This window comes from Roseateles sp. GW821-FHT09B06 (genome assembly GCF_059418245.1).
On record NZ_JBWKPM010000014.1, the window covers coordinates 21,729 to 44,964 of the forward strand.

Below are 23,236 nucleotides of genomic sequence, written 5' to 3' on the forward strand. Positions count from 1 at the left end.
TCAGTCCAGTTCGGCCAGGTCCGCCATGCGCCGCACCTTCACCTTGCGGCCCTTGAGTTTGCCGTTCGAGAGGCGCTTGACCACCTCGCGCGCCAGCTCGCGCCGCACCGCCACATAGCTGTGGAAGTCGGTGATGTTGATCTTGCCGATGTCGGCAGACTCGAAGCCGGCCTCGCCGGTCAGCGCGCCCAGGATGTCGCCGGCGCGGATCTTGTCCTTGCGCCCGCCCAGGATCTGCAGCGTGTCCATCGCCGGCTGCAAGGCCTTGCCGCCGGCGGCGGGCGTCAGCATGTCCAGCGCCTGCCACTGGAACTCGCGGCCCAAGAGCTGCTCGATGCGGCCCACCCGGCCCATCTCGTCCAGGCTGGCCAGGCTCAGGGCCAGGCCCTCGGCACCGGCGCGGCCGGTGCGGCCGATGCGGTGCACATGGGCCTCGGCGTCCTGGCTCATGTCCACATTGATCACGCATTCCAGCTGCGCGATGTCCAGGCCGCGCGCCGCCACGTCGGTGGCCACCAGTACCGAGCAGCTGCCGTTGGCGAACTGGATCAGCACCTGATCGCGCTCGCGCTGCTCCAGGTCGCCGTGCAGGGCCAGCGCGGCAAAGCCCTGGGCCGTCAGCACGTCCACCAGGTCGCGGCATTGCTGCTTGGTGTTGCAGAAGGCGATCGTGCTGGCCGGACGGAAATGCAGCAGCAGGGTCGAGACGGCATGCAGGCGCTCGCCCTCGCCGATCTCGAAGGCCAGCTGGCGGATCTGCGCCGGCGCCTGCACGGCATTGGCCGCGGCCTGCAGCTTGATCTCGGCCGGCTCGCGCATGAACTGCTTGGCCAGCTCGGCGATGCCCTCCGGATAGGTGGCCGAGAACAGCAGGGTCTGGCGCTGCTTCGGGCATTGCCTGGCCACCTTGGCGATGTCGTCGTAGAAGCCCATGTCCAGCATGCGGTCGGCCTCGTCCAGCACCAGGGTGTTCAGCGCGCCCAGCGCCAAGGTGCCGCGCTCCAGATGGTCCATCAGCCGGCCCGGCGTGCCGACCACGATATGCGCGCCGTACTGCAGGCTTTCCATCTGCGGCCGCATCGGCGCACCGCCGGTGAGGGTCAGCACCTTGATGTTGTCGGCCGCGCGCGCCAGGCGGCGGATCTCCTGCGTCACCTGGTCGGCCAACTCGCGCGTCGGGCACAGCACCAGGGCCTGCACGTCCATGCGCGCGGCGTCCAGCCGGTGCAGCAGCGAGAGCGCGAAGGCCGCCGTCTTGCCGCTGCCGGTCTGGGCCTGGGCGATCAGGTCGCGGCCCTGCAGCGCCAGCGGCAGGCTGGCCGCCTGGATCGGCGTCATCTGCGCATAGCCCAGCTGGGCGAGATTGGCCTGCAGGGCCGGGCTCAGCGTGAGCTGGGCGAAGGAGAGCTTGTCATTCATCGCCGGATTATCCCAGGCCCCACCGGGCCGGCCGATCCCCGCGACTTGTCCACCGGTTGAGGGACGGCGTCACCTTTCAATCTCCGGCCGCATCGCCGAATACTTCTGCGCATGGCGCTCTCAGGAGCCACTCCGGCCCCGGCACCATGGATGAGTCGGGAGTTCAAGATGAAGAAGGAAGGATCACGCCGGCCCCTCCCCGCCCCGCTGTCGTCCCTGATCGGCGCGGCCTGCCTGCTGGCCGCCTGCGGCGGCGGCGACGACGCAGCGCCGCCACGGGCGCAGGCGCTCGCGGCCAACGCAAGCATCGTCATCGACTCGAAGGGGCCGAACGCCGTGTCGATCTGGAACGAGATCGCCGTCAACACGATGCTGATGCCTGCCTCGCCCAGCGGGGCCACGCCCTCCGAGCGCATGCCGCGGGGGGTGGATGTCGTCACCGTGCAGCTGGCGGTGTACGACGCGGTCATCGCGATCGCCGGCACTCACCAGCCCTATGCGATCCGGCCCGCCACGCCGGGACGGGGCGCCGAACCGCTGGCCATGGAGGCGGCGGCGATCGAGGCCGCCTACCGGGTGCTGAAGGCCCTGTTCCCGAGCCGCGGCGAGCGCTACGAGGCGGCCTATGCCGGCGCCATCGGCGCGCTGCCGGACGGTGCGGCCAAGCACCTGGGCATGACCATCGGCCAGGAGGTCGCGGACGGCATGCTGGCGCTGCGCGCCGACGACGGCCGCGAAACCCCGCTGCCGCCCTTTGTGCCGGGCGCCGAGCCGGGCCAGTTCCGCGGCCTCAACCCGGTCAACCGCAGCCTGCCCCTGATCCGCCCCTTCACGACCCGCAGCCATGCGCAGTTCCGCGCGCCGCCGCCCTACGGGCTGGACAGCGCCGCCTATGTCGCCGATTTCGACGAGGTGAAGGCGATGGGCAGCGCCGGCAGCGCCCGGCGCAGCGAGACGCAGACCGGGATCGCGCGCTTCCACACCGAGTTTCCCGACGCCTTCTGGCCCCGCAATCTGCGCCAGTTCGCCACCGCCAACGAAGGGCTGGCCGACAACGCCAGGCTGCTGGCGATGCTCCTGACCGCCCAGAGCGATGCGATCGGCGCCTGCTTCGAGTCCAAGTACCACCATGGCTTCTGGCGCCCGAGCAGCGCGATCCGCCTCGCCGACACCGACGGCAATGCGGCGACCGAGCCCGACCCGGCCTGGACGCCCGTGCTGCCGACGCCCAACCACCCCGAGTACCCGGCCGCCCATGGCTGCGCCAGCGGCTCGGTGATGGAGGTGGTGCGCAGCTTCTACGGCAGCAAGAACGTCACGTTCGAGTTCAGCAGCACCGCAACGGGCACGACGCAGCGCTATGCACGCACCGACGATCTGGTGCACGAGATCCGCGACGCGCGGGTCTGGGGCGGCATGCATTTCCGCAACTCGGTGGATGCCGGGGCCGAGCAGGGCAAGGCCGTCGCGAAATGGCTGCTGAAGCAGCATTTCCAGGCGCTCGACTGAAGCGGGGCAGCGTCCGCGGCTGTCCGGAGGCCTGTCCGGACTGCCCGCGGACACCGTCCCGGGCCGAGCGGAAGCCTGCAAGCCCTTGATTCTTCTACTGCCAGATCGCCGTCGCGGACCGGCACGGGGCTTGCGGATAGAGCGGCCATGATCCGCGGCGCCTCCGCCCAAGACCTTCCGCTGCCGCAGCGGCACCACAAGCGTCGCCGCCTGCTGCTGCTGGCCCTGCCCGCCGCCCTGCTGCTGCCCTTCGCCACCTTGGGCGGCAGCAGCCTGCTGGACTTCCTGACGATGGCAAAGATCTAACCGGGCATCACGTACCTCACCCTACACTGCCCTGCATGCATCCATCATCGCCACCCCGTCTTCTTCGTCCCGCCCCGGCAGGCGGGCGATTGAATGGTCCAGCCCGCGCGGCAGACTGACCGAACGCCGATGGACACCTCGCACCGCGGCCGATGAGGATCTTGACGACACCGCGGCTCACGCTGGAACCCCAGCTTGAGACCCATGCCGCCGAGATGTTCGCGGTGCTCGCCGATCCGGCCATCTACGAGTACGAGAATGCGCCGCCGGCCTCGGTCGAGGCGCTGGCCGCGCGCTACCGGCGGCAGCAGGCGCGGCGCTCACCGGACGGCCGGGAGCAATGGCTCAACTGGGTGGCACGGCTGCGCGCCGGCGGCGCGGCCATCGGCTATGTACAGGCCACGATCTTCGCGGACGGCCATGCCGCCATCGCCTACGAGCTGAACAGCCGCTACTGGGGCCGGGGACTGGCGCAGGAGGCGGTGCGGGCGATGCTGGCCGAGCTGCTTGGGATCTATCGTGTACGGCTGTTGAGCGCAACGCTGAAGCAAGCCAACCAGCGCTCGCAGCGACTGCTGCTGCGGCTCGGCTTCGAGCGCGCCGACGAGGCGCTCGGCCCGGCCCGCGGCAGGGCGGCGGACGAGTGGGTCATGTGGCGGCCGGCGTAGGCAACGGACAGGGCGGTCCGGCTCGCCAGCTTGCCTCGCTGCTCAACGACGGCAGGAGCGCTGGAATGCCCGGTTCGCGGGATTCGGCAAGCTGCGCATTCGATTCGAGCGCGGTGCCTCGACTCACGTCGCCTTGCTCAGCTTGGCTTGTTGCATCATCTGCGCTCGGCCCTTGCGGCTCTGTTTGGTTAGCCGCTCCTAGGCCGCCTCCCGCACCGCAGCGGGCACCGATTCCGTCGCCACCCGGCACTGCAGGTCCAGCGCCCGGATGCGGATGGTCATGTAGTCGATGAAGACACGCACGCGGGACGGCAGATGTTGCCGGCTCTGGAAGCAGATGTAATGGCCGGTGCCTCTCGGCGCATACTGCGACAGGCAGGCGACGAGCTCGCCGCTGCGCAGGCCCTCGCAGACCATGTAGTCCGGCAACTGCGCCAGGCCGCGGCCGCTGAGGACGGCGCGCAGCACGAGCTCGGCATCGTTGCAAGTCAGAATGCCGCACGGCGCGAACCGCCTCGATTGGCCATCCACCAGGAATTCCCAGTCGACCACCCGCCCTGATGCGTGCCTGTACTTGACGCAAGGGTGCAGGGCAAGATCGTCGATCGTGGCCGGCAGCCCGCGCGTGCGCGCGTATTCGGTCGAGGCGCAGACCAGCGTCTGCATGGGCACGACATGCTTGGCGATCGTCTGGGTATCCTCGAGGAGGCCGTTGCGGAACGCAATATCGATCCGGTCGGCGACGAAGTCCGGAGCCCTGTCGTTCAGCAGCAGTTCGATCGTGACCTCGGGTTGATCCCGCTGGAACTCGTTCAACAGCGGGGCAACGACCCGGCGCCCGAAGCCTACCGACGCGTTGATGCGCAGGTGGCCGCGCGGCGGGCCGTCGCGCAGGTCACGCATCTCCTCGACGGCCTGGACGATGTGGTCGACCCCGGCACGGCAACGGGCGTGAAAGAGTTCGCCCTCACGCGTTAGCGACGTGCTGCGCGTGGTGCGTACGAACAATCGCGCCGACAACTGGTCCTCGAGCCGCTGCACGCTGCGGCTGACCGCCGAGCGGCCGATGCCCAGGCGCTCGGCGGCTCGGGCGAAGCTGCCCTCCGCCACAACGGCGATGAAGGCGATCACGCCGGCATAGGTGGTGGCGAAGCTGGAGGCCAGCGGATCGGAGCGTGCCGGGCTGGCGCGCGGCGGCGAAGCGGAGAAGGGAAGGTCGTTCATGAGGCAGCTTCGCGGAAGTGGCAGTCACGCCCGGGGGACGATGGCGGTGGATCCCGGCGAGCCCGCCACTCTGTGCGACGCGGCAGCACGTCGCCAGTAAAAGCTCGTCAAAGCCCGTAAATCCCATTTGACATGCGCATATCGCACTTTTTGACACAATCGCCCCCCCCTTCCACAATTTGAGGTAACGCGCTGCTCGCCGTTCACTCCAGCCACGTCATCGGGGCGCTTCCCGCTGGATCCCCCATGTTGCCGCCACCAGATTCGCCGATCACACCGCCCGCCGCCGAAGTGCGCTGGCATTTCGGCAGCTTCGTGCTGTCGGAGACGGCCCGGCGGCTGGAGCAGTTCGGGAAACCGGCCCGTATCGGGCCCCGCTCCTTCGATCTGCTGGTGCAACTGGTCCGACGCGCCGGCGAGTTTGTCGCCAAGGAAGAGTTGCTGGCCACCGTCTGGGCCGGCGTCGTGGTCGAGGAGGCCAGTGTGCGGGTGCACATTTCCATGCTGCGCAAGGCGCTGGGCGACCCCGGGCAGAGCGACGACTGCCAGGAATGGATCACCAATGTGCCGCTGAAGGGCTACCGCTTCAACGGTCGCGTGCGATACGAGGCGGTGGACGGCGAAAGAAACCTGCGCACACCATCGGACGAGCCAAGGTTCACCGCAGCGCCGGTGCGGCTCACCGAGCTTGTCGGCCGCGACGACGACGTCGAGGCCGTGCTGTGCGCGATCGACACACACCGGCTGGTCACGATCGTGGGCCCCGGCGGCATCGGTAAGACCAGCGTGGCGATCCGTGCTGCCGAATGCCTGCGGCAGCGCCAGGCAGTGCAGACCGCCTTCGTCGACCTGGCGCCGCTGATCTCCAAGGACCATGCGCTGGACGCCATCGCGAGGGCGCTGGGGGCCGCGCCCGACCTGCCCGACACGCTCCAGGTGCTGACCCAGCGGCTGGCCGGCAGCGCCGTGCTGCTGCTGATCGACAACTGCGAGCATGTCATTGACTCGCTGGCACAGCCGCTCTCCTGCCTGCTGTCGATGCTGCCGCGCACGCGCATCCTGGCCACGAGCCGCGAGGCCTTGCGTCTGACGGGCGAATATGTGTTCAGGCTCTCGCCGCTGGCGGTTCCGCAGGAAGAGCAGCTTGTGCTCGACGAGGCGCTGCGATGGCCGGCGGTCGAGCTGCTCGTCGGCCGGGCGCGGGCGGCCGGTGCGCCCGCCTTCCATGAGTCGCAGGGGCCGTTGCTCGCCCGGGTCTCGCGTCACCTCGACGGCATCCCGCTGGCCATCGAGCTCGTGGCCGCCCGCCTGGGCGCGCAGTCGATCGCAGACCTATCGCAGCGCCTGGACGACAAGATCCGGCTCTTCTCGGTCGGCGGCCGGTCCGTGCTGCCGCGGCACCGCACACTCGCTGCGGCGCTGGACTGGAGCGTGGCGCTGCTCAGCGACGACGAGCTGCGGCTGTTCCGTCGTCTTTCGGTGTTCCGCGGGCGTTTCGACATCGAGTCCGCGCTTGAACTGGCGATAGACATGGACCCCGATGTGGCCATGGAAGCCCTGATGACGCTGGCCGGCAAGTCGCTGGTGCACTTCGACGGGCTGGACGCGGTCGCGCCGTACCGCCTGCTCGACACGACGCGCAGCTACGCTGCGGCGCTGCTCGCGCACAGCGAGGAGCGCGGCGAGGTGATGCGGCGCTATGCCTTGCTGATCCTCGACCTCGTGAAGGCGGCCAGCGCGGAAATTCAGGGGCTGGACGAGCGCGCCTGGGACGAGCGCTATGCATTCCGGCTCGACGACGTGCGCTTTGCGCTCGAGATCTGCGTCACGCAGCAACCGGAACACAAGATCGCCACGGCGCTGGCGGTCGCGTCGATGCCGCTGTGGTTCCACCTGTCGCAGGTCGTGGAGTACCGCGACCAGGTCGCGGTGGTGCTGCGGCTGATCGACCGGCAGCCAGATCCGGACGACGAGGCGGTGGCGTGGCTGAACACCTCGCTGTTTACCGCGCTGCTGCACACCGGCGTGGTCGATGACGAGATGGACATGGTTTGCAGCCGGGCGCTGTCGGGCGCGCTGAAGTCGGGCGTGCCGGCGCTGGAGCTGCGCGCGCGCTGGGCGAGCTGCACGCGCGACCTGTTTCGCGGCGATTACGCCGCCGCGCTGCATCATGCCAAGGCGCTGGAGGCGTTCGCGCAGTCATGGAGCGAGCCATCGGCGCTGATCCTGTCGCACCGGGTCAGTGCGATGGCGCTTCATTTCGGCGGCCAGCTGGCCGCCTCGCGGCAGCACAGCCTGCGGGCGGCGGCCATCGCCATCTCCGGCCACACGCAGGTCAATGTCGTCGGTCCCGACGCCCTGGCGGCGGCCCGGAGCCTCCTGTGCCGCACGCTGTGGCTGCAGGGCGAGCAGGCGGCGGCCCTGGACATGGCGCGCGGCGTGGTCGAGCGCGCCGAGTCGCTCCGCCACGCCGTCTCCGTTTGCGCCGCCCTGTTCGGGGCCTGCCCCGTGGCCTTGTGGTCGGGCGAGATCGAATTGGCGACGCGGTGGATCGAGCTGATGCGGGAAGAGGCCCTGCGGCGCGGCCTGATCGGTTGGCTGCGCTACGCCGAATGGTTCGCGCAAGGCGCGCGCTTGCAGACGGCGCCCGACCGGGACGCCTATGTGCGCAAGATCGCGAGCGAACTGCACGCCTACGGCGCGCCGCACAAGGAGATGCTGGTCACGTTCTGCCCGGACTGGCTCGACGACGACTTGACCGAGCGGCTTGCGCGCGGCGAGGCCCTGTGGTGCGCGCCCGAGATCTGGCGGGCGCTGGGCTGGCGACGGGAGCGGCGCGGCGAATTCGCCGACGCCGAACGCTTTTATCTCCGCGCCCTGGAGACCGCGCGATCGCAAGGCGCAGGAGGCTGGGAAATCCGGGCCGCGCGCAGCCTGGCGGCGCTCCGGGCCCTGCCGCGGGAGCGCTGACGCCACCGCGACGCCATCCCGGCGCGGGCGACGGCCGGCGCTTGGTGCGAAGCGCTCAGATCGTCTCTTCGATCGAGCCGCCCTTCACGGCATTGTTGAACTCGATGCACTTCTTGAACAGCTCGGACGCCTGCTGCGCGGCGCTGAGGTGCCGGGTCATGATGCTTCCTTGCTTGGCTTCCTTGCTTGAGGCGAGCGGACGACTGCCAGGTAGCCGTCGAGCGCGCCACCGGGTGGCCAGCCATCAAATCAATGTTGTCCGGCATGCGCGGCCGTCGGCAGCGTCATCAGGCCGCCGAGGCACAAGCCCAGCAAGCCCCGATGATCTCCTGCATGGGGCGGCTCGCTGGAGAAGCGATGTGCAGTCGATGTGGGGGCGGTGCATTCAATGCGGGCGCGGGCATGCGCCGCGATTGGTGCCGCGGATTCAACGCTGCGGTCCAGGCCGCGGACCTAGTCCGCGCGACAGGGCCTGCCTACGATTTGCTCGAGCCGATGGCAGCGGCGCAATTGCCGGCCCGTGCCGTCCTCGTCATCCCCTCCCCAATCGCCACCGAAGGAAACGTCATGACCGAACGTATCAATTACATGAAGCAATCGCCGGAGCTCTTCAAGAAGCTGGTCGAGTTCTCCCAGCTGGTGCATGGCAGCACGATCGAGGCTTCGATCGCCGAGCTGATCTCGATCCGCGCCTCGCAGCTGAACGGCTGCGCGTTCTGCGTCGACATGCACGTCAAGCAGGCGCACCTGCATGGCGAGCGCGCGCTGCGCCTGCACCACCTGGCCACCTGGCGCGAGTCGACGCTGTTCGCGCCGCGCGAGCGCGCCGCGCTGGCCTGGACCGAAGTCCTCACCAGGCTGCCCGAGCAGGGCGTGGCCGACGACCTCTACGAGCGGGTGCGCACGCAACTGTCCGAGAAGGAACTGTCCGACCTGACCTTCCTCGTCATGTCGGTCAATGCCTGGAACCGCGTCAACGTCGCCTTCCGCCCCGTCCCCGGCAGCTACGACAAGGCCTTCGGCCTCGACAAGGCCGACCTGAACTGATGGACGACCGCCCGCAGGCTGAACTCGATTCCGCCCGCGCGGCGGGCCGCCCCCTTGTCGGCGCCGCCGAACTGCCGGACCTGTCTGTGCACGAGAACCTGTTCCGGCGCATCGAGGAACAGCAGTTGGCGGCGCTCGTTCATTCGTACCGGTCGAACGGCGGCCTGCTGGCCGCCGATGACTGGACTCGCCGGATGCACGGCGTCTGCGACCGGCCGATCTCGCGGCTGGCCAAGTGGATCGTGCATGGAGAAATCGTCCATGTGTCCGGCCGGTCGGGGCTGCTGCTACCGATGTTCCAGTTCGGCGCGAGCTTGCAGGAGCTGCGTCCCGCGGTCCGCGGTGTGCTCGCGGAGCTGCACGGCGTGTTCGACGGCCGGGAGACCGCGCAATGGTTCGTGCAGCCGAACTGCTGGCTCGACGACTGGTGGCCGCTCGACCTGCTGGACGTCGACGATGCGGCCATCGTCGAGGCGGCGCGCGCCGACCGCTACATCGCCCGCGGCTGAGCGCCGCGGCGGCGAGCCTTCTCTCGATGGATGAGGCGCCTCCTCCGCGAGGGAACGCCGCAGAATTCACATCGATCAAGAGCCGAGGCGTTCGATCGCCGTCGCCACGCCGACGCCGTATTCCGGATCGACCCTCATGCAGTTTGCGACATGCCGCTGGCCGATCTCCGCGCCGGCGCCCGCGATGGCGCGCGCGGTGTTGTCGTAGAGGCGCTGGCGCTCCGCCGCCGAAAGCAGCTGGAACAAGGCACGCGGCTGCGAGTAGTCATCCGCATCGACCCGGTGGTCCCAATGCCGGGCCTCGCCGCGCAACGCCAGCGGCGGCTCAGACATCTGCGGGCTGTCCTGCCAGCCGCCGAAGCTGTTGGGCACATAGCCGGGCATGCGGCCCTGGTTGCCGTCGACGCGCATCGCGCCGTCGCGGTGGTAGGGATGGAAGGGGCAGCGCGGCGCGTTCACGGGAATCTGGTGCGCGTTGACGCCAAGGCGGTAACGCTGCGCGTCGCCATAGCTGAACAGGCGCGCCTGCAGCATCTTGTCCGGCGAGAAGCCGATGCCGGGCACCACATTGGCCGGCGTGAACGCCGCCTGCTCGACCTCGGCGAAGTAGTTGTCCGGATTGCGGTTCAGCTCCAGCACGCCGACCTCGATCAGGGGGAAGTCGCCGTGCGGCCAGACCTTGGTCAGGTCGAACGGATGGAAGGGGCTGCGCTCGGCCTGATCCTCGGTCATGACCTGGATGTACAGGGTCCAGCGCGGGAAGTCGCCGGCCTCGATCGCGTTGAACAGATCGCGCTGCGCGCTCTCGCGGTCGCCGGCGATGAGGCCGGCGGCCTGCGCGTCGGTCAGGTTGCGGATGCCCTGCCGGCTCTTGAAGGTGAATTTGACCCAGACCCGCTCGTTGTCGGCATTGATCATGCTGAAAGTGTGGCTGCCGAAGCCGTGCATGTGGCGGTAGCCGTCGGGCAGACCGCGGTCGCTCATCAGGATCGTGACCTGATGGATGGCTTCGGGCAGCAGCGTCCAGAAATCCCAGTTGTTGCGCGCGCTGCGCAGATTGGTGCGCGGGTCGCGCTTGACCGCGTGATTCAGGTCGGGGAAGCGCAAGGGGTCGCGCATGAAGAAGACCGGCGTGTTGTTGCCGACCAGGTCCCAGTTGCCTTCCGCGGTGTAGAACTTCACCGCAAAGCCCCGGATGTCGCGCTCCGCGTCGGCCGCGCCGCGCTCGCCCGCAACGGTGGAGAAACGCACGAAGACATCGGTCCGCTTGCCGATGCCGGCGAACAGCCGCGCCTTCGTGAAACGCGTGATGTCCTTCGTGACGGTGAAGCTGCCGAAGGCGCCGGATCCCTTGGCATGCATGCGACGCTCGGGGATCACCTCGCGGTCGAAGTGGGCGAGTTTCTCGAGCAGCCAGATGTCCTGCAGCAGAGCGGGGCCGCGCGGGCCGGCGGTGACGATGTTGAGGTTGTCGGCGACGGGCGCGCCGTTGGCGTGGGTGAGTTTTTTCATGCGGTGTGTGATGTGGATGATTGGGATGACGGACCCGATGCGGCTGCGCGGGGCGCATTTCGGAAAGGGGGCGTGGGCTCTTGAGGGTCCGTGCCTCAGAGCGAGGCCAGAACCACCCGGATCAGGAAGGACAACACCGACAGTACGAACGTCGCGAGGATCCTTGCCATTGCTCTTCTTCTCCTGCCGGCCGTGAAGGGGAGTGGCTGCGACCGCCCGATCGACGATGTCGACGGCCTTGCTGCGGCCGAGCGCATGCTAGGGAAAGCCTCGCGCGGCCGGTAGACGGCGCGCAGCGCTCACTGCGATGAGCGATCGGAACCAATGTCGCGACGATCGCCGGAACCGGCTTGCTGATTGCGCGGCGAACCACGATCACTGTGCCGCAATCGATGCGCGCCATTGATGCCGGCGAGGCAACACTCCAACGCTCCAAGGATGGCTGGTTTGCGGCGGGCGCGATTCCTAAGATCGACGCCGACACAGATGCGGCCCTTCATTGAATTGCCGCAGATCGCTGTGCGCATCCCGTGACACAAGGAATCCACACATGATGAATACGAACGCAATCGACCCGAACGACGGCACGGCGCGCCGCAAACTTCTGATCGGCGGCGGCGCCGCCGCGCTGGCCGCGGCCTCGCTGTCGATGGGCATGTCGCAGGCCGAGGCGGCTCCGGCGAAGGCCGAGGGCTCGCGCGGCGGCTCGCCCTACATCACGACGAAGGATGGCGTGCAGCTGTACTACAAGGATTGGGGGCCGCGCGATGGCCAGCCGATCGTCTTCAGCCACGGCTGGCCGCTGAGCTCGGACAGCTGGGACGCGCAGATGATCTTCTTCGCCAGCCAGGGCTTTCGCGTCGTCGCGCACGACCGCCGCGGCCATGGCCGCTCGAGCCAGCCCTGGGATGGCCACGACATGGATCATTACGCCGACGACCTGGCCGCGGTGGTCAAGGCGCTGGACCTGCGCAAGGCGGTGCACGTCGGCTTCTCGACCGGCGGCGGCGAGGTGACGCGCTACATCGGCCGCCACGGCACAAAGCGCGTGGGCAAGGTCGCGCTGGTGTCGGCCGTGCCGCCTCTGATGGTGAAGGGGCCGACCAATCCGGACGGCGTGCCCATCGAGGCCTTCGACTCGACGCGCGCAGCCCTGCTCGCGAATCGTGCGCAGCTGTTCAAGGACATCCCGAGCGGCCCCTTCTACGGCTTCAACCGGCCCGGTGCGAAGGCATCGCAGGGCATGATCGATTCGTGGTGGCTGCAGGGCATGCAGGGCAGCCACAAGGCGACGCACGACTCGATCAAGGCATTCTCGGAGACCGACTTCCGCGAGGATCTGAAGAAGTTCGACGTGCCCACGCTGGTGGTGCACGGTGACGACGACCAGATCGTGCCGATCGACGTGGCCGGCCGCATGAGCGCGAAACTGGTGAAGGGCGCGCGCCTGGTCGTCTACGCCGGTGCGCCGCACGGCCTGGCGGAGACGCACAAGGACCAGCTCAACGCCGACCTGCTGAGCTTCATCCGGTCCTGACCGGGCCGCTCTGCGGCCCGTGGCCGCTCCGGCACTCTGCGGCGATGCGGTCGTTCATCAGGACGATTGCGCCGTCGAACCGCGGTGGTCAGGGGCGGGCCGAGGGGATGCAAGGCAAGGAGATGATGCTGACGCGGCGCGGCCCGGGCTAGCCGCCCGCGCGCTTGACCCTGTGCCCGGCCTGGCTGAGCCGCGCCATCACGGTCTCCACATGGTCGCCCTGCACCTCGATCACGCCGTCCTTGACCGTGCCGCCGGAGCCGCAGGCGGCCTTCAGCTGCTTGGCCAGCTCGGCGAGCGCCGCCGCGTCGAGCGCCAGGCCCTTGACCAGGGTGACGCCCTTGCCCTTGCGGCCCTTGGTCTCGCGCGAGACCCGCACGATGCCGTCGCCTGCAGGCACGGCCCTGCTCTTGAGCTGCTTGCAGACGCACTGCGCCAGCGGGCGGCGGCAAGCCGGACAGGTGCGGCCCAGTTCGGTGGAATAGACGAGTCGGCTGTGGGCATCGGAGGACATGGGCCGTATTTGACCCCATGCCGGCCCCGACTTCAGGACGGCGCCGTTCCGGTCCCCCTGGGCCGGGGTGGTGCAGGCCCGGACGGCGGCGCACCGCCCCCCACCTTGCCGGGCGGTGGCGAGCCTTCTGCGGTGAAATCGCTTTGCTGCTGGCGCAGGCGCTTGGCGGAAGGCGCGGGGCGCTCGGGCGGCGGCGGCTTGGTGCTCATGGTGGCTCCCGGCGCGCGGCTCAGCGCTTGCCGAAGCGGGCCTCGGCGGCCGCCAGGCAGCCGGCCTTGGCATCGCCGGCCAGGCCCCCGCATTTCTCGATGGCAACGCGATGGTCGGCGTCGCGTCCTGCCCCGACCGCGTCCTGGCGGGCCGTGTCGATCTGCTGGCCCATGTGGGCATCGGCCAGCGCCTTGGACTGCTGAGCCTTGGCCTCCTCGACGCAGACGTTCTTGCGGGTGCCGGCCAGCTCATCGCATTTCTCCTTGGCCACCGCATAGGCGGCATCGGCCCTGATCTCCCCGAGCCTGCGCTGGTCCGCCGGCTTGGCGCTGTAGCCATACTCCAGCTCGGCCATGGCCACCTTCTCACGCCCCTTGGCCTCCACCACACAGACGTCCTTGTCGTTGCGGGCCAGGCCATCGCAGGCGCTGCGCTGCGCCTTGTAGTCGGCGTCGATGCGGGTCTTGCCGGCCTGGTAGTCGCCCTGACTCATCGGCCCCCCGGCCTGGACCGTGGTCGACAGCATCAGCCCCGCGACGATGGCCCAGTGCAGAGGAAAACTCAGTGACTTGTTCATGGTGTTCGTCTCGAAAGTGATGAAATCGATCTAGCCGCGCGGCTCGCCTTGACGGTTGACAGTCACGGTGGCGCCGGGCGGGCGGTCCATCTGGACGCGATGCTCCTGGCCGCGGAAGCGGTAGCTGACGTCCCAGTACTCGGTACGGGCATGGCCCGGGTTTTCGGTGCAGCGCCGCACGCCCGCGCGGTCGCCGCCGTCCCGCAGCTCTTGTTCGTCACGGCCCACCTGGGCGCCGATCAGGCCGCCCGCCACCACACCGCCGGCCGTGGCCAGATCACGGCCGCTGCCACCGCCCACCTGGTGGCCCAGGATGCCGCCGATCACGGCTCCTGCGATGGCGGCCGGCACGTTGGCACGCTGGCGCTCGGGAGGCAGCTGATCGCGCTCCAGCCAGCAACGCTGATCGGGCGTGGCCACCACGGCTCTCGAGCCGATGACCTCGGCCTGGTAGAGGCGTTCGTTGTTGCGCCGCCGGGCGTCATAGACAGGGGTGGGCGTGTCACGCCACTCGCCCTGCCGCGCGGCACGGCCGAGCGGGCGCAGCGAGGACAAGCGCTCGTCCAGACCCACCGAGCTCAGCGAGGGATAGCGGCCCTGGCGCAGCAGCACGCAGCGGCCGCCAAAGTCGGCATGCTCGCAGGCCTCCCAACGGCCGCTGTCGACCACCGCGGACGAAGCACGGTCGTTGAAACCCAAGCGCTGCAGATCCGCTACCGATCGGCTGATGCGCCAGTTGCGGCCTTCGAAGCCCTCGCGTTCATACAGGGTCACCTGGGCGCTGGCCGTCAGGGCCAGCAGCACGCCGCCCAGACCCAGCCAGCGACTTGTGTGCAAGCGCAGCAGCTTCATGTTCGTCTCCGGTAGTCGCCGATCGTCGGCCTTAGAGCCGCCCCATCAGCATCAGCACAATCAGCACCAGCAGCAACAGGCCCAGGCCGCCGCTGGGCACATAGCCCCAGCTGCGGCTGTGGGCCCAGGTCGGCATGGCACCAACCAGCAGCAGGATCAGCACAATCAGCAAAATCATCGACAGGCTCATGGCAGGCTCCTCAAGGGATCAGTGAGTAGATGGAACTGGCCGGCGCGGACGCCGCCACCGGCACTCGTGGGCAGGAAGCGGCTGATGTTGTCGTTCATGCGGACTCCTGGATGGACGCCGCGGACTGTCGCCCGGTGAGCAGGCTCAGGCTTTCATGCGAGCCCTGGCCCAAGGGTTTGCCGACCACCGCCGACACGGCCAGGGTCAGCATGCGCCGCACGCGGCTGGCGGGGGCGTCCCAGTACTCGGCGGTATCGGGCATGAACTTCAGCAAGGCCAGGTTGCGGCTGCCAGGCCCGTCGGGGAACCAGGGCCGGGACAGCGGCGACCACAGGCGCTTGATGCGTTCGCGGTCCATCACCACTTCGCCACGGCCCGACAGCGAGACATAGGTCGCATGCGCGGTGTCGCAGAAACTCAGGTTCATCGCCTGCAGGCGGGACAGCTTGTCCGATTGCAGGTCGGCAAAGAACCACAAAGAGCCCAGTGCATCCATCTCCAGCGGCGTCATCGGCTGGCTCAGCAGTTGCCCCCGTGCGTCCACCCCGGCCAGCATGGCCACAGGCATGTCCTTGACGAGCTGTGCCAGCAGGATCAGGTCCGGGCTGTGTTGAGGTTGGATCTTCATGGGCCGATCTTTCGTTGGGCCGGGCAGGGTCGCCGATTCACAGCGTAGGGAGGCTGCGTCGCCGGGTCGGTGCGATAGCGCACCGACCAGTTTCCAGGCGCCGGCCCGCCCGGTCGAGCTGTGCCAGGCCCCGTTTTGCGGCCGAACGGGCATGCCCCCGATGAACGGTCGAAGGCCGAAGAGGCGGTCTCAGCCAGCGAACTGACGGGCCGCAAAGGCCCAGACCATGCGCGAGGCATCGGGCCCGCGACCATCGCTGAATGGGCGGCCGGCGGCCCCGCCGCTCCAGGCATGGCCCAGGCCTGCCACCTCGACCAGGGTGGCCACCATGGCCCGGCGATGCTTGAATTCGGTCACCTGCATCGGATAGCGCCGGCCGCGCTGGATCCGCCGCTCCCGGCCGGCTCGCGCGCCTGCCGCCGCGGCCCATTGCTGCACGGCCGCATGGCCGTTGCGGGCCGACACCACGGTGTCGGCGCCTCCCTGTATCACCAGCAGCGGCGGCCAGCCCGGGGTCAGGGCTTGCACCGGGCTGGTGGCGGCCAGCGGCCGGGTATGGCCGCGGCCATGCATGGCGCCGAAGGCCGTGAGCGTGGAGTGCGCCGTACCGGGCGGGATGCCGGAATGCATCACCACCGCCTTGAAGCGCTGCGGATGGCGTGACGCCAGCAGGGCCGCCATGCTGGCACCCGAGGACAGGCCCGCCACCGCCACGCGCTCGCGATCGGCCGGATACAGCAGGCAGACCTGGTCGACCGCCTGCAGTATCAACGCCGCCTCGCCATAGGCCAGGCCGGAGGGTGTGTCGAACCAGTTCCAGCAGCCCTGCGCATTGGCCAGGCGGTCCTGCTGGGGATAGAGCACCAGGAAGCGCTCGCGCGCCGCCACCCGGTTCATGCGCGTGCTGAGCGCGAAGTCCTTGGCGCTCTGGCCGCAGCCATGCAGCATCACCAGCAAGGGAAGGCGCTCGTTGCGCCGCAGCCCGCTGGGGCGGAACAGCCAGAAGCGGCGCAACCCGGCCGGGCCGGCCACCATGCCGGCCAGCCAGTCGCCCGCCCGGGCGGCGGCCGCTGCGCAGCGACGGCGGGCCGCAGGCTGTGCTGCAGCGCCTGCGTGCCGGCACGCAGGGCGCCGCGAGTGGCCGCGCCGAAGCCGCGTCCCAGCGCCCGGACCCATGCCGCGCCGACCCAGCGGCCGGAACGCGCCACGCCGGCCTAGCGGCGGCGCTGGGCCGAAGCAGACGGGGCCGCCTCGGCCACCGCGGCGCCGGCCTGCTGGACGCGCCGCGCCATTTCGGCCTGGCCCTGTGCCACGGCCGCCATGCCGTTCCGGCCGACCTCCAGCACGAACTCGCTGTAGTTTTTCATCACGCCCTGCATCAACTGGGCGAAGGCGCCCGACTGCAGCAACTCGGCGGCAGACTGCTGGCCCTTGCGCACCAGGTCCTTGGCATCGGCCAGTGTTTGCGACATCACTTCGGGCGACATCGAGAACTGGGTTAGCAGTTCCATATTGGCCTGAGTCAGCTTGATCAAGGGCTGCATGGCCTGCTGCAGGGCGGGCGTATCGGGATCGTCAGGCATGGAGGCTCCTCGGTTCGATAGCAAAAGGTGAAGCGTCGCCGTCGCGAGCTTCCTTGAGTCGTGCAGTCTGTCGGCCGACCGGGTGTGCGTCTGTACGTCAGCGCACGGCCGGGCGCCCTGGCGCGCCGGATCGGCCCTGTTAGAGTCAAAGCTCCGAACGGCTCGGTCCACAACAGCATCAGAAACCGGAGACAAGCCCATGCAACGCCGCACGATCCTCCTGGCCGGCGCAGCCAACCCCCTGTCCCTCGCCCTGCCCCGGCTGGCCCTGGCCCAGGCGCCCGAAAAGCCCAAGCTGACGATCGCGGTGGGCGGCAAGAATCTGCTCTATTACCTGCCGCTGACGATCGCCGAGACCCAGGGCTATTTCAAGGCCGAGGGGCTGGACGTGACGATCGCCGATTTCGCCGGCGGCTCGCGCGCGCTGCAGGCCCTGGTCGGCGGCAGCGCCGACATCGTCTCCGGCGCCTTCGAGCACACGATCAATATGCAGACCAAGGGCCAGCGCCTGCGCGCCTTCGCGCTGCAGGGCCGCGCGCCGCAGATCGTGCTGGGCGTGAACCCCAAGACGATGCCCAACTTCAAGAGCGTGGCCGAGCTGAAGGGCAAGAAGCTGGGCGTGACGGCGCCGGGCTCGTCCACCAATGTGCTGGCCAATTTCGTGCTGGCCAAGGCCGGGCTCAAGCCCGGCGACGTGTCCATCATCGGCGTGGGCGCGGGCAGCGGCGCGGTGGCGGCGATGCGCGCCGGCCAGATCGACGCGATCAGCAATCTGGACCCGGTGATCACCTTGCTGGCCCGTTCGGGCGACCTGAAGATCGTCTCCGACACCCGCGTCGTGGCCGAGGCCGACAAGGTGTTCGGCGGGCCGATGCCGGCCGGCTGCCTCTACACCGCGCAGAGCTTCATCGACAAGCACCCGGCCACGGTGCAGGCGGTGACGAACGCGATCGTGCGGGCGAACAAGTGGATCCAGCAGGCCGGCCCGAGCGACATCATCAAGGCCGTGCCGGAGAGCTATCTGCTGGGCGATCGCGCGGTCTATGTGGACGCCTTCCTGGCCGCCAAGGGAGCGCTGTCGCCGGACGGCCTGATCCCCGAGGCCGGCGCCGAGACCGCGCGCCGTGCGCTGGCCAGCGTGGACAAGGAGATCGCCGCAGCCGGCAATATCGACCTGAAGGCGGTCTACACCAACGACTTCGTCCGCCAAGCGAATGCCAAATACCGCTGAGGCACCGGCGCTCGCGCTGAGCGACATCAGCTGCACCTTTGTCGCCAAGGACGATCCCGGCCAGCGCTACACCGCGGTGCGCGAGGTGGCGCTGACGGTGGGTGCCGGCGAGTTCGTCTCGGTGGTCGGCCCCACCGGCTGCGGCAAGAGCACCCTGCTCAATGTGGCGGCCGGGCTGCTGGAACCGAGCAGCGGCACGGTCTCGGTGTTCGGCGCGCCGCTCGTCGGCATCAACCAACGCGCCGGCTATATGTTCCAGGCCGAGAGCCTGATGCCCTGGCGCACCGCGCTGGGCAACGTGATGGCCGGGCTGGAATTCCGCGGCGTGGCGGACGCCAGGGCCCAGGCCGAGGACTGGCTGCGCCGTGTGGGCCTCGGGGCCTTCGGCGACCGCTACCCGCATCAGCTCTCGGGCGGCATGCGCAAGCGCGTCAGCCTGGCCCAGACCCTGGTGCTGGACCCCGACATCATCCTGATGGACGAGCCCTTCTCGGCGCTGGACATCCAGACCCGCCAGCTGATGGAGAACGAGCTGCTGGCGCTGTGGGCCGCGAAGAAGAAGGCCGTCCTGTTCATCACCCACGACCTGGACGAGGCGATCGCGATGAGCGACCGCGTGGTCTGCCTCAGCGCCGGCCCCGCGGCGCGGCCGATCGGCGAGTTCGCGATCGACCTGCCGCGCCCGCGCGACGTGGCCGAGGTGCGCAACCAGCCGCGCTTCGTCGAGCTGCACCAGGCGATCTGGAGCGTGCTGCGCGAAGAGGTGCTGAAGGGTTATCAACAGCAACTGGCGGCCTGATCCATGTGGAAACTGATCAAACCTCGCCCCGGCAATCTGCGCGTCTGGCAACTCACCCTGCTGCTGGCGGTGTTCGGCGTCTGGCATCTGCTGACCAAGCCCGGCCTGCTCCCGCCGCTGATGTTCGAGAACGAGCAGCAGGCCGCATTCTTCTTCGGCGAGCCGCTCAAGATCTTCGGCCGCATCTGGAACTGGTTCTTCGCCAATGCCGACATCTACGAGCACCTCTGGGTGACCCTGCTGGAAACCGCGCTGGCCTTCGCGATCGGCACCGCGCTGGGCCTGGGCGGCGGGCTCTGGCTGGGCCTGTCGCCGCTGGCCGCGGCCATCTGCGATCCCTATATCAAGGCGCTGAACTCGATGCCGCGCGTGATCCTGGCGCCGATCTTCGCGGTCTGGTTCGGCCTGGGCATCGCCAGCAAGGTCGCCCTGGGCGTGACCCTGGTGTTCTTCATCGTGTTCTTCAACGTCTACCAGGGCGTCAAGGAGGTCAGCCCGGTGGTGCTGGCGAACGCCCGCATGCTGGGCGCCAGCCAGCGCCAGCTGCTGCGCCATGTCTACCTGCCCAGCGCCACCAGCTGGGTGTTCAGTTCGCTGCACACCAGCGTGGGTCTGGCCTTCGTCGGCGCGGTGGTGGGCGAGTACCTGGGCTCCTCGCGCGGCGTCGGCTATCTGATCCTGCAGGCCGAGGGCGCCTTCGACATCAATACCGTGATGGCCGGCATCCTGGTGCTGACCGCCTTCGCGCTGGCGCTGGACGCCGCGGTGGGCCGCATCGAGCATCGCCTGATGAAGTGGCAGCCCAGGCAGGGGCAGACGGAAAAGCTCTGAGCCCCGGGCGCCCGCGGCTATGCCGCCGGCCATGACCTCGACGGCCCCACCGGCGCCCTCCTTGGGCGTGAGATAGCGAGCGGCGATAGGCGGCCTCCGGAATCTCGATCCGGCCGGCCGCGCGCGTTCACTGTGACGGCGGCACCGACGCCGTCGCCGTCGCATGCACGGCGAGCCGGCCGTCGGCCCCCCACAGCTTGGCCTCCAGGAAGACAAGCTGCTTGCCGGCCTTGACCACCGCGGCCTCGCCGCGGCATTCCCCCAGCTTCATCGGGGCGACAAAGCTGCTCTTGATCTCGACCGTGGGCAGCCAAGCCCTGGTCTTGGCGAAGGCCGTCACCGAGATCAGGACATCGACCATGGCGACCGCGAAGCCCCCCTGGACATGGCCGAAGTGATTCCTGAAGGCCGGCTGGGGCGCGAAGCGCAGGACAACCCGGCCCGCGTCGAAGTCCGCTTCCTCGACGGCGAAGGGGGTCAAGGCGGCACAGTCCGGTTGAGGCTGCGTGCCGAGAAGGCCTCGGAGCTCGGCTGCATGAGACATGGTGTCGCTCCTGCTGACGACCTCGGCCCGATGCCAGGTCGAAGGCCGCGGCCTGTCGACGAACGCCGAACCGACCGGTGACTCGGGCCTCAAGCTAATCGTTCCAGAGGCTCTCGACAAGCTCGCCAACCTCGGGCGAGGCGCCGGCACGCCTTGCATTCTTCCATTCCTGAGGCGCGGGGGCCGGCCGCTTCGATTCCTTGCCGTTCCAGGTGGCAATCTTCAGGGCAAGCACGACGGGTCCCCCGAGGACCTCGAACGGTCGGACGGCCGCGACCCTCGCGATGATCTGCTGCCTGAGTTCCAGGTCCAGCAGGGCATCGAAATCGAGCCAGACTCTCGACTCCAGCCCGGGTCGGACGGCCACCACCACAAAACCGCCAACGGCCTGCTTGGCCCCGCTGGCAATCACCGCCTCGCGCGTGGCCGCCTCCACCGCCCTGACATAGCCGGCCATGGCGTCGACGCTGGGCACGCGCGCTTCGAGCGTCGAGCTTGGCTGCAGAAGAATGACGTTGAAATAGCTGACGGGCTCGGACGCCTGCGCGCGCGCCATGGCGACAAGTGAGAGCAGCAGCAGGGACAGAAAACGCATCTTGGGAAGGCCTAGACCTAAGAATCGGGTAGGTCCGAAGGACCGAGCGGGCCGAGGGGGGCCCGGATCGGCGAATCTTAGGCCTCAAGTCGAATCTCCGACTGTTCGGCTCCCTCGTGATGGGGCCTGGCGCAGACCCGAGGCTCGGCGCCGTGCCCGCGGCGCGCTGAATCATCTCTTCCGGCGAGCCCCCACTGCGACCTCTTGGACGCGTCGCTTGGCCCACAGCGGCCCCGTCTTGCATGGCGCGTCTTAAGGAATCGCAAAGCATGGCTGCCCAGAATTCGCGCCATCGTCGGATTTCACCCCGCCCATGCGCGTATTTGCTGCTCTTGTCGCCCGCCTCCCCCGGCCCTCCCCGCGCTCGCCGCTGACCCTGGCCTGGCTGGGCGCGCTCTGGCTGGGCCTGCTGTGCAACTGGCCCCTGTGGCAGCGCCTGCTGCAGCTGCCCGAACTGGCCAACCCGCGCGGCAAGCTGTTCCTGCTGGCCTTCATGGGCATGGTCACCGCGCTGCTGGGCATGCTGCTGAGCCTGCTGGCCTGGCAGCGCAGCATCAAGCCGGTGCTGGTCGTGCTGCTGCTGGTGGCGGCACCGCTGGCCCATTTCATGGGCAGCTACGGCATCGTGATGGACGCCGGCATGCTGCGCAATGTGATGCAGACCGACGCGCACGAGGTGCGCGACCTGCTGAACCTGCCTCTGCTCGCCAGCCTCGCCCTGCTGGCCGGCCTGCCGCTGCTCTGGCTGCTGCGCAGACCGGTGGCGCCGGGCCCCTTGCTGCGCCGCGCGGGCTTCAATCTGCTGGCCTTCGTGCTGGGCCTGGGTCTCGCGCTGCTGCTGGCGGCGGCCACCTTTGCCGACCTGGCGTCGACGATGCGCAACCACAAATCGCTGCGCTACATGATCAACCCGCTGAATGCGGTCTATGCGCTGGGCAGCGGCCTGTACGGCCCCGGCGCCGGCACGCCCGGGCCGGTGCAGCCGCTGGGCCAGGACGCGCACTGGCAGCCGCGTCCGGGCAAGCCGCCGCTGCTCTTGCTGGTGGTGGGCGAGACGGCGCGGGCCGACAACTTCTCGCTCAACGGCTACGGACGCGCGACGAACCCGCAGCTGGCGCAGCGCGAGGTGCTGAGCTTTCGCGAGGTGAGTTCCTGCGGCACCAGCACCGCGGCCTCCCTGCCCTGCATGTTCTCGCCGCTGGGCCAGCAGGCCTTTGCCGCGCAGAAGCAGCCGCAGGAGAACCTGCTGGACATGCTGCAGCGCGCCGGCCTGGCGGTGCTGTGGCTGGACAACCAGTCGGGCTGCAAGGGCCTGTGCGATCGCGTGCCGCATGCTCAGGCCGGCGACGGCGGGGCCGAGCTGCCGAGCGGCCTGTGCAGCGAGGGCGAGTGCCTGGACGAGGCCCTGCTGGCCGGCCTGGAGCAACGCCTGGCCGCGCTCGACCCGGCCAAGCGGCAGCGCGGCGTGGTGCTGGTCATGCACCAGATGGGCAGCCATGGACCGGCCTACTACAAGCGCTCGCCGGCCAGTGCCAAGCCCTTCGGCCCCGAGTGCACCAGCAACGCGCTGCAGCAATGCGCGCGCGAGCAGGTGCTGAACGCCTATGACAACTCGATCATCTACACCGACCGCGTGCTGGCCCGCGCGATCGACTGGCTGGGCGGCCGGCAGGCCGTCTACGACCCGGCCCTGCTCTATGTGTCGGACCATGGCGAGTCGCTCGGCGAGGGCAATCTCTACCTGCACGGCATGCCCTATGCGATGGCCCCGCGGGAGCAGACCCATGTGCCGCTGATCCTGTGGCTGCCCGAGCGCAGCGCTGCGGCGCAGGGCCTGCGGCCCGGCTGCCTGGCCGGCCGGCTCGACCAGCCGGTCTCGCACGACGCGCTGGCCCACACGGTGCTGGGCTACAGCCGGGTCGCCACCCGGCTCTACCGGCCGGAATGGGACCTGCTCCAGCCTTGCCGGGCTTGAATCGCC

Annotated in this window: 24 protein-coding genes; 12 read left to right on the forward strand and 12 right to left on the reverse strand. The window is 69.2% G+C overall.

The window, feature by feature from the left end; translation table 11 throughout:
• Entirely contained in the window at nucleotides 1–1,419 is a 1,419-nt protein-coding gene (gene dbpA / locus AC07OQ_RS13745) for an ATP-dependent RNA helicase DbpA (RefSeq protein WP_495053687.1), read from the reverse strand.
• A gap of 168 nt (nucleotides 1,420–1,587) precedes the next feature.
• Here dbpA and AC07OQ_RS13750 point away from each other — a divergent pair, with 168 nt between their 5' ends.
• The 3 genes from AC07OQ_RS13750 (at nucleotide 1,588) to AC07OQ_RS13760 (ending at nucleotide 3,902) form a co-directional block, all read left to right on the forward strand.
• Entirely contained in the window at nucleotides 1,588–2,928 is a 1,341-nt protein-coding gene (locus AC07OQ_RS13750; RefSeq protein WP_495053688.1) for a vanadium-dependent haloperoxidase, read from the forward strand.
• A 147-nt stretch (nucleotides 2,929–3,075) separates the two neighbouring features.
• Nucleotides 3,076–3,234 (forward strand): hypothetical protein, encoded by a 159-nt coding sequence (locus tag AC07OQ_RS13755; RefSeq protein WP_495053689.1) that lies wholly within the window; start codon nucleotides 3,076–3,078, stop codon nucleotides 3,232–3,234.
• Nucleotides 3,235–3,386: 152 nt separating this feature from the next.
• Nucleotides 3,387–3,902: a GNAT family N-acetyltransferase gene (locus tag AC07OQ_RS13760; protein ID WP_495053690.1), complete on the forward strand. Its 516-nt coding sequence runs from the start codon at nucleotides 3,387–3,389 to the stop codon at nucleotides 3,900–3,902.
• A gap of 198 nt (nucleotides 3,903–4,100) precedes the next feature.
• On the opposite strand, the gene AC07OQ_RS13765 is transcribed toward AC07OQ_RS13760, so the two are convergent.
• Nucleotides 4,101–5,126: a LysR family transcriptional regulator gene (locus AC07OQ_RS13765; RefSeq protein WP_495053691.1), complete on the reverse strand. Its 1,026-nt coding sequence runs from the start codon at nucleotides 5,124–5,126 to the stop codon at nucleotides 4,101–4,103.
• 246 nt (nucleotides 5,127–5,372) lie between these two features.
• On the opposite strand from AC07OQ_RS13765, the gene AC07OQ_RS13770 reads away from it, so the two are divergent.
• The 3 genes from AC07OQ_RS13770 (at nucleotide 5,373) to AC07OQ_RS13780 (ending at nucleotide 9,652) form a co-directional block, all read left to right on the forward strand.
• Nucleotides 5,373–8,096, forward strand: coding sequence for an ATP-binding protein (locus AC07OQ_RS13770; protein WP_495053692.1), 2,724 nt, complete (start codon nucleotides 5,373–5,375; stop codon nucleotides 8,094–8,096).
• Nucleotides 8,097–8,663: 567 nt separating this feature from the next.
• Complete coding sequence (locus AC07OQ_RS13775; RefSeq protein WP_495053693.1) at nucleotides 8,664–9,143, forward strand: carboxymuconolactone decarboxylase family protein; 480 nt, start codon at nucleotides 8,664–8,666, stop codon at nucleotides 9,141–9,143.
• Nucleotides 9,143–9,652 (forward strand): hypothetical protein, encoded by a 510-nt coding sequence (locus AC07OQ_RS13780; RefSeq protein WP_495053694.1) that lies wholly within the window; start codon nucleotides 9,143–9,145, stop codon nucleotides 9,650–9,652. Before AC07OQ_RS13775 ends, AC07OQ_RS13780 begins: the two co-directional genes overlap by 1 nt.
• A gap of 75 nt (nucleotides 9,653–9,727) precedes the next feature.
• Here AC07OQ_RS13780 and AC07OQ_RS13785 read toward each other — a convergent pair whose 3' ends face one another.
• Nucleotides 9,728–11,164 (reverse strand): catalase, encoded by a 1,437-nt coding sequence (locus AC07OQ_RS13785; protein ID WP_495053695.1) that lies wholly within the window; start codon nucleotides 11,162–11,164, stop codon nucleotides 9,728–9,730.
• Between the two features lie 350 nt (nucleotides 11,165–11,514).
• Between AC07OQ_RS13785 and AC07OQ_RS13790 the strand changes: the two genes are divergently transcribed.
• Together AC07OQ_RS13790 and AC07OQ_RS13795 are read left to right on the forward strand one after the other, a co-directional pair.
• Nucleotides 11,515–11,667 carry a hypothetical protein gene (locus tag AC07OQ_RS13790; RefSeq protein WP_495053696.1) on the forward strand — a complete coding sequence of 51 codons (153 nt, stop codon included), beginning with the start codon at nucleotides 11,515–11,517 and terminating at the stop codon, nucleotides 11,665–11,667.
• 50 nt (nucleotides 11,668–11,717) lie between these two features.
• Nucleotides 11,718–12,701: an alpha/beta fold hydrolase gene (locus AC07OQ_RS13795; protein WP_495053775.1), complete on the forward strand. Its 984-nt coding sequence runs from the start codon at nucleotides 11,718–11,720 to the stop codon at nucleotides 12,699–12,701.
• 148 nt (nucleotides 12,702–12,849) lie between these two features.
• Here AC07OQ_RS13795 and AC07OQ_RS13800 read toward each other — a convergent pair whose 3' ends face one another.
• The 7 genes from AC07OQ_RS13800 to AC07OQ_RS13830 form a co-directional block, all read right to left on the reverse strand.
• Nucleotides 12,850–13,215, reverse strand: a complete 366-nt coding sequence (locus tag AC07OQ_RS13800) for a translation initiation factor Sui1 (RefSeq protein ID WP_495053697.1) — start codon at nucleotides 13,213–13,215, stop codon at nucleotides 12,850–12,852.
• A 229-nt stretch (nucleotides 13,216–13,444) separates the two neighbouring features.
• Nucleotides 13,445–14,002 (reverse strand): hypothetical protein, encoded by a 558-nt coding sequence (locus tag AC07OQ_RS13805; RefSeq protein ID WP_495053698.1) that lies wholly within the window; start codon nucleotides 14,000–14,002, stop codon nucleotides 13,445–13,447.
• A 30-nt stretch (nucleotides 14,003–14,032) separates the two neighbouring features.
• On the reverse strand, nucleotides 14,033–14,854 hold the full coding sequence (locus AC07OQ_RS13810) for a beta/gamma crystallin-related protein (protein ID WP_495053699.1): 822 nt from the start codon (nucleotides 14,852–14,854) through the stop codon (nucleotides 14,033–14,035).
• A gap of 31 nt (nucleotides 14,855–14,885) precedes the next feature.
• Complete coding sequence (locus AC07OQ_RS13815; RefSeq protein ID WP_495053700.1) at nucleotides 14,886–15,044, reverse strand: DUF3309 family protein; 159 nt, start codon at nucleotides 15,042–15,044, stop codon at nucleotides 14,886–14,888.
• Nucleotides 15,045–15,138: 94 nt separating this feature from the next.
• Nucleotides 15,139–15,672 (reverse strand): pyridoxamine 5'-phosphate oxidase family protein, encoded by a 534-nt coding sequence (locus AC07OQ_RS13820; RefSeq protein ID WP_495053701.1) that lies wholly within the window; start codon nucleotides 15,670–15,672, stop codon nucleotides 15,139–15,141.
• A gap of 189 nt (nucleotides 15,673–15,861) precedes the next feature.
• A complete protein-coding gene (locus AC07OQ_RS13825) occupies nucleotides 15,862–16,707 on the reverse strand; it encodes an extracellular catalytic domain type 1 short-chain-length polyhydroxyalkanoate depolymerase (RefSeq protein ID WP_495053702.1) in 846 nt (281 codons plus the stop codon).
• A 179-nt stretch (nucleotides 16,708–16,886) separates the two neighbouring features.
• On the reverse strand, nucleotides 16,887–17,255 hold the full coding sequence (locus AC07OQ_RS13830) for a hypothetical protein (protein ID WP_495053703.1): 369 nt from the start codon (nucleotides 17,253–17,255) through the stop codon (nucleotides 16,887–16,889).
• A gap of 199 nt (nucleotides 17,256–17,454) precedes the next feature.
• On the opposite strand from AC07OQ_RS13830, the gene AC07OQ_RS13835 reads away from it, so the two are divergent.
• The 3 genes from AC07OQ_RS13835 to AC07OQ_RS13845 are packed head-to-tail and all read left to right on the forward strand — an operon-like array spanning nucleotide 17,455 to nucleotide 20,116.
• Entirely contained in the window at nucleotides 17,455–18,486 is a 1,032-nt protein-coding gene (locus AC07OQ_RS13835) for an ABC transporter substrate-binding protein (RefSeq protein WP_495053704.1), read from the forward strand.
• On the forward strand, nucleotides 18,470–19,285 hold the full coding sequence (locus AC07OQ_RS13840; RefSeq protein ID WP_495053705.1) for an ABC transporter ATP-binding protein: 816 nt from the start codon (nucleotides 18,470–18,472) through the stop codon (nucleotides 19,283–19,285). The genes AC07OQ_RS13835 and AC07OQ_RS13840 overlap by 17 nt, the downstream gene beginning before the upstream one ends.
• 3 nt (nucleotides 19,286–19,288) lie before the next feature.
• Complete coding sequence (locus tag AC07OQ_RS13845) at nucleotides 19,289–20,116, forward strand: ABC transporter permease (protein WP_495053706.1); 828 nt, start codon at nucleotides 19,289–19,291, stop codon at nucleotides 20,114–20,116.
• A 127-nt stretch (nucleotides 20,117–20,243) separates the two neighbouring features.
• On the opposite strand, the gene AC07OQ_RS13850 is transcribed toward AC07OQ_RS13845, so the two are convergent.
• Both AC07OQ_RS13850 and AC07OQ_RS13855 read right to left on the reverse strand, forming a co-directional pair.
• Nucleotides 20,244–20,597 (reverse strand): PaaI family thioesterase, encoded by a 354-nt coding sequence (locus AC07OQ_RS13850; protein ID WP_495053707.1) that lies wholly within the window; start codon nucleotides 20,595–20,597, stop codon nucleotides 20,244–20,246.
• Between the two features lie 157 nt (nucleotides 20,598–20,754).
• On the reverse strand, nucleotides 20,755–21,255 hold the full coding sequence (locus AC07OQ_RS13855) for a hypothetical protein (RefSeq protein ID WP_495053708.1): 501 nt from the start codon (nucleotides 21,253–21,255) through the stop codon (nucleotides 20,755–20,757).
• A 313-nt stretch (nucleotides 21,256–21,568) separates the two neighbouring features.
• Here AC07OQ_RS13855 and AC07OQ_RS13860 point away from each other — a divergent pair, with 313 nt between their 5' ends.
• Nucleotides 21,569–23,230 (forward strand): phosphoethanolamine transferase, encoded by a 1,662-nt coding sequence (locus tag AC07OQ_RS13860; protein ID WP_495053709.1) that lies wholly within the window; start codon nucleotides 21,569–21,571, stop codon nucleotides 23,228–23,230.
• Nucleotides 23,231–23,236 lie beyond the last annotated feature (6 nt).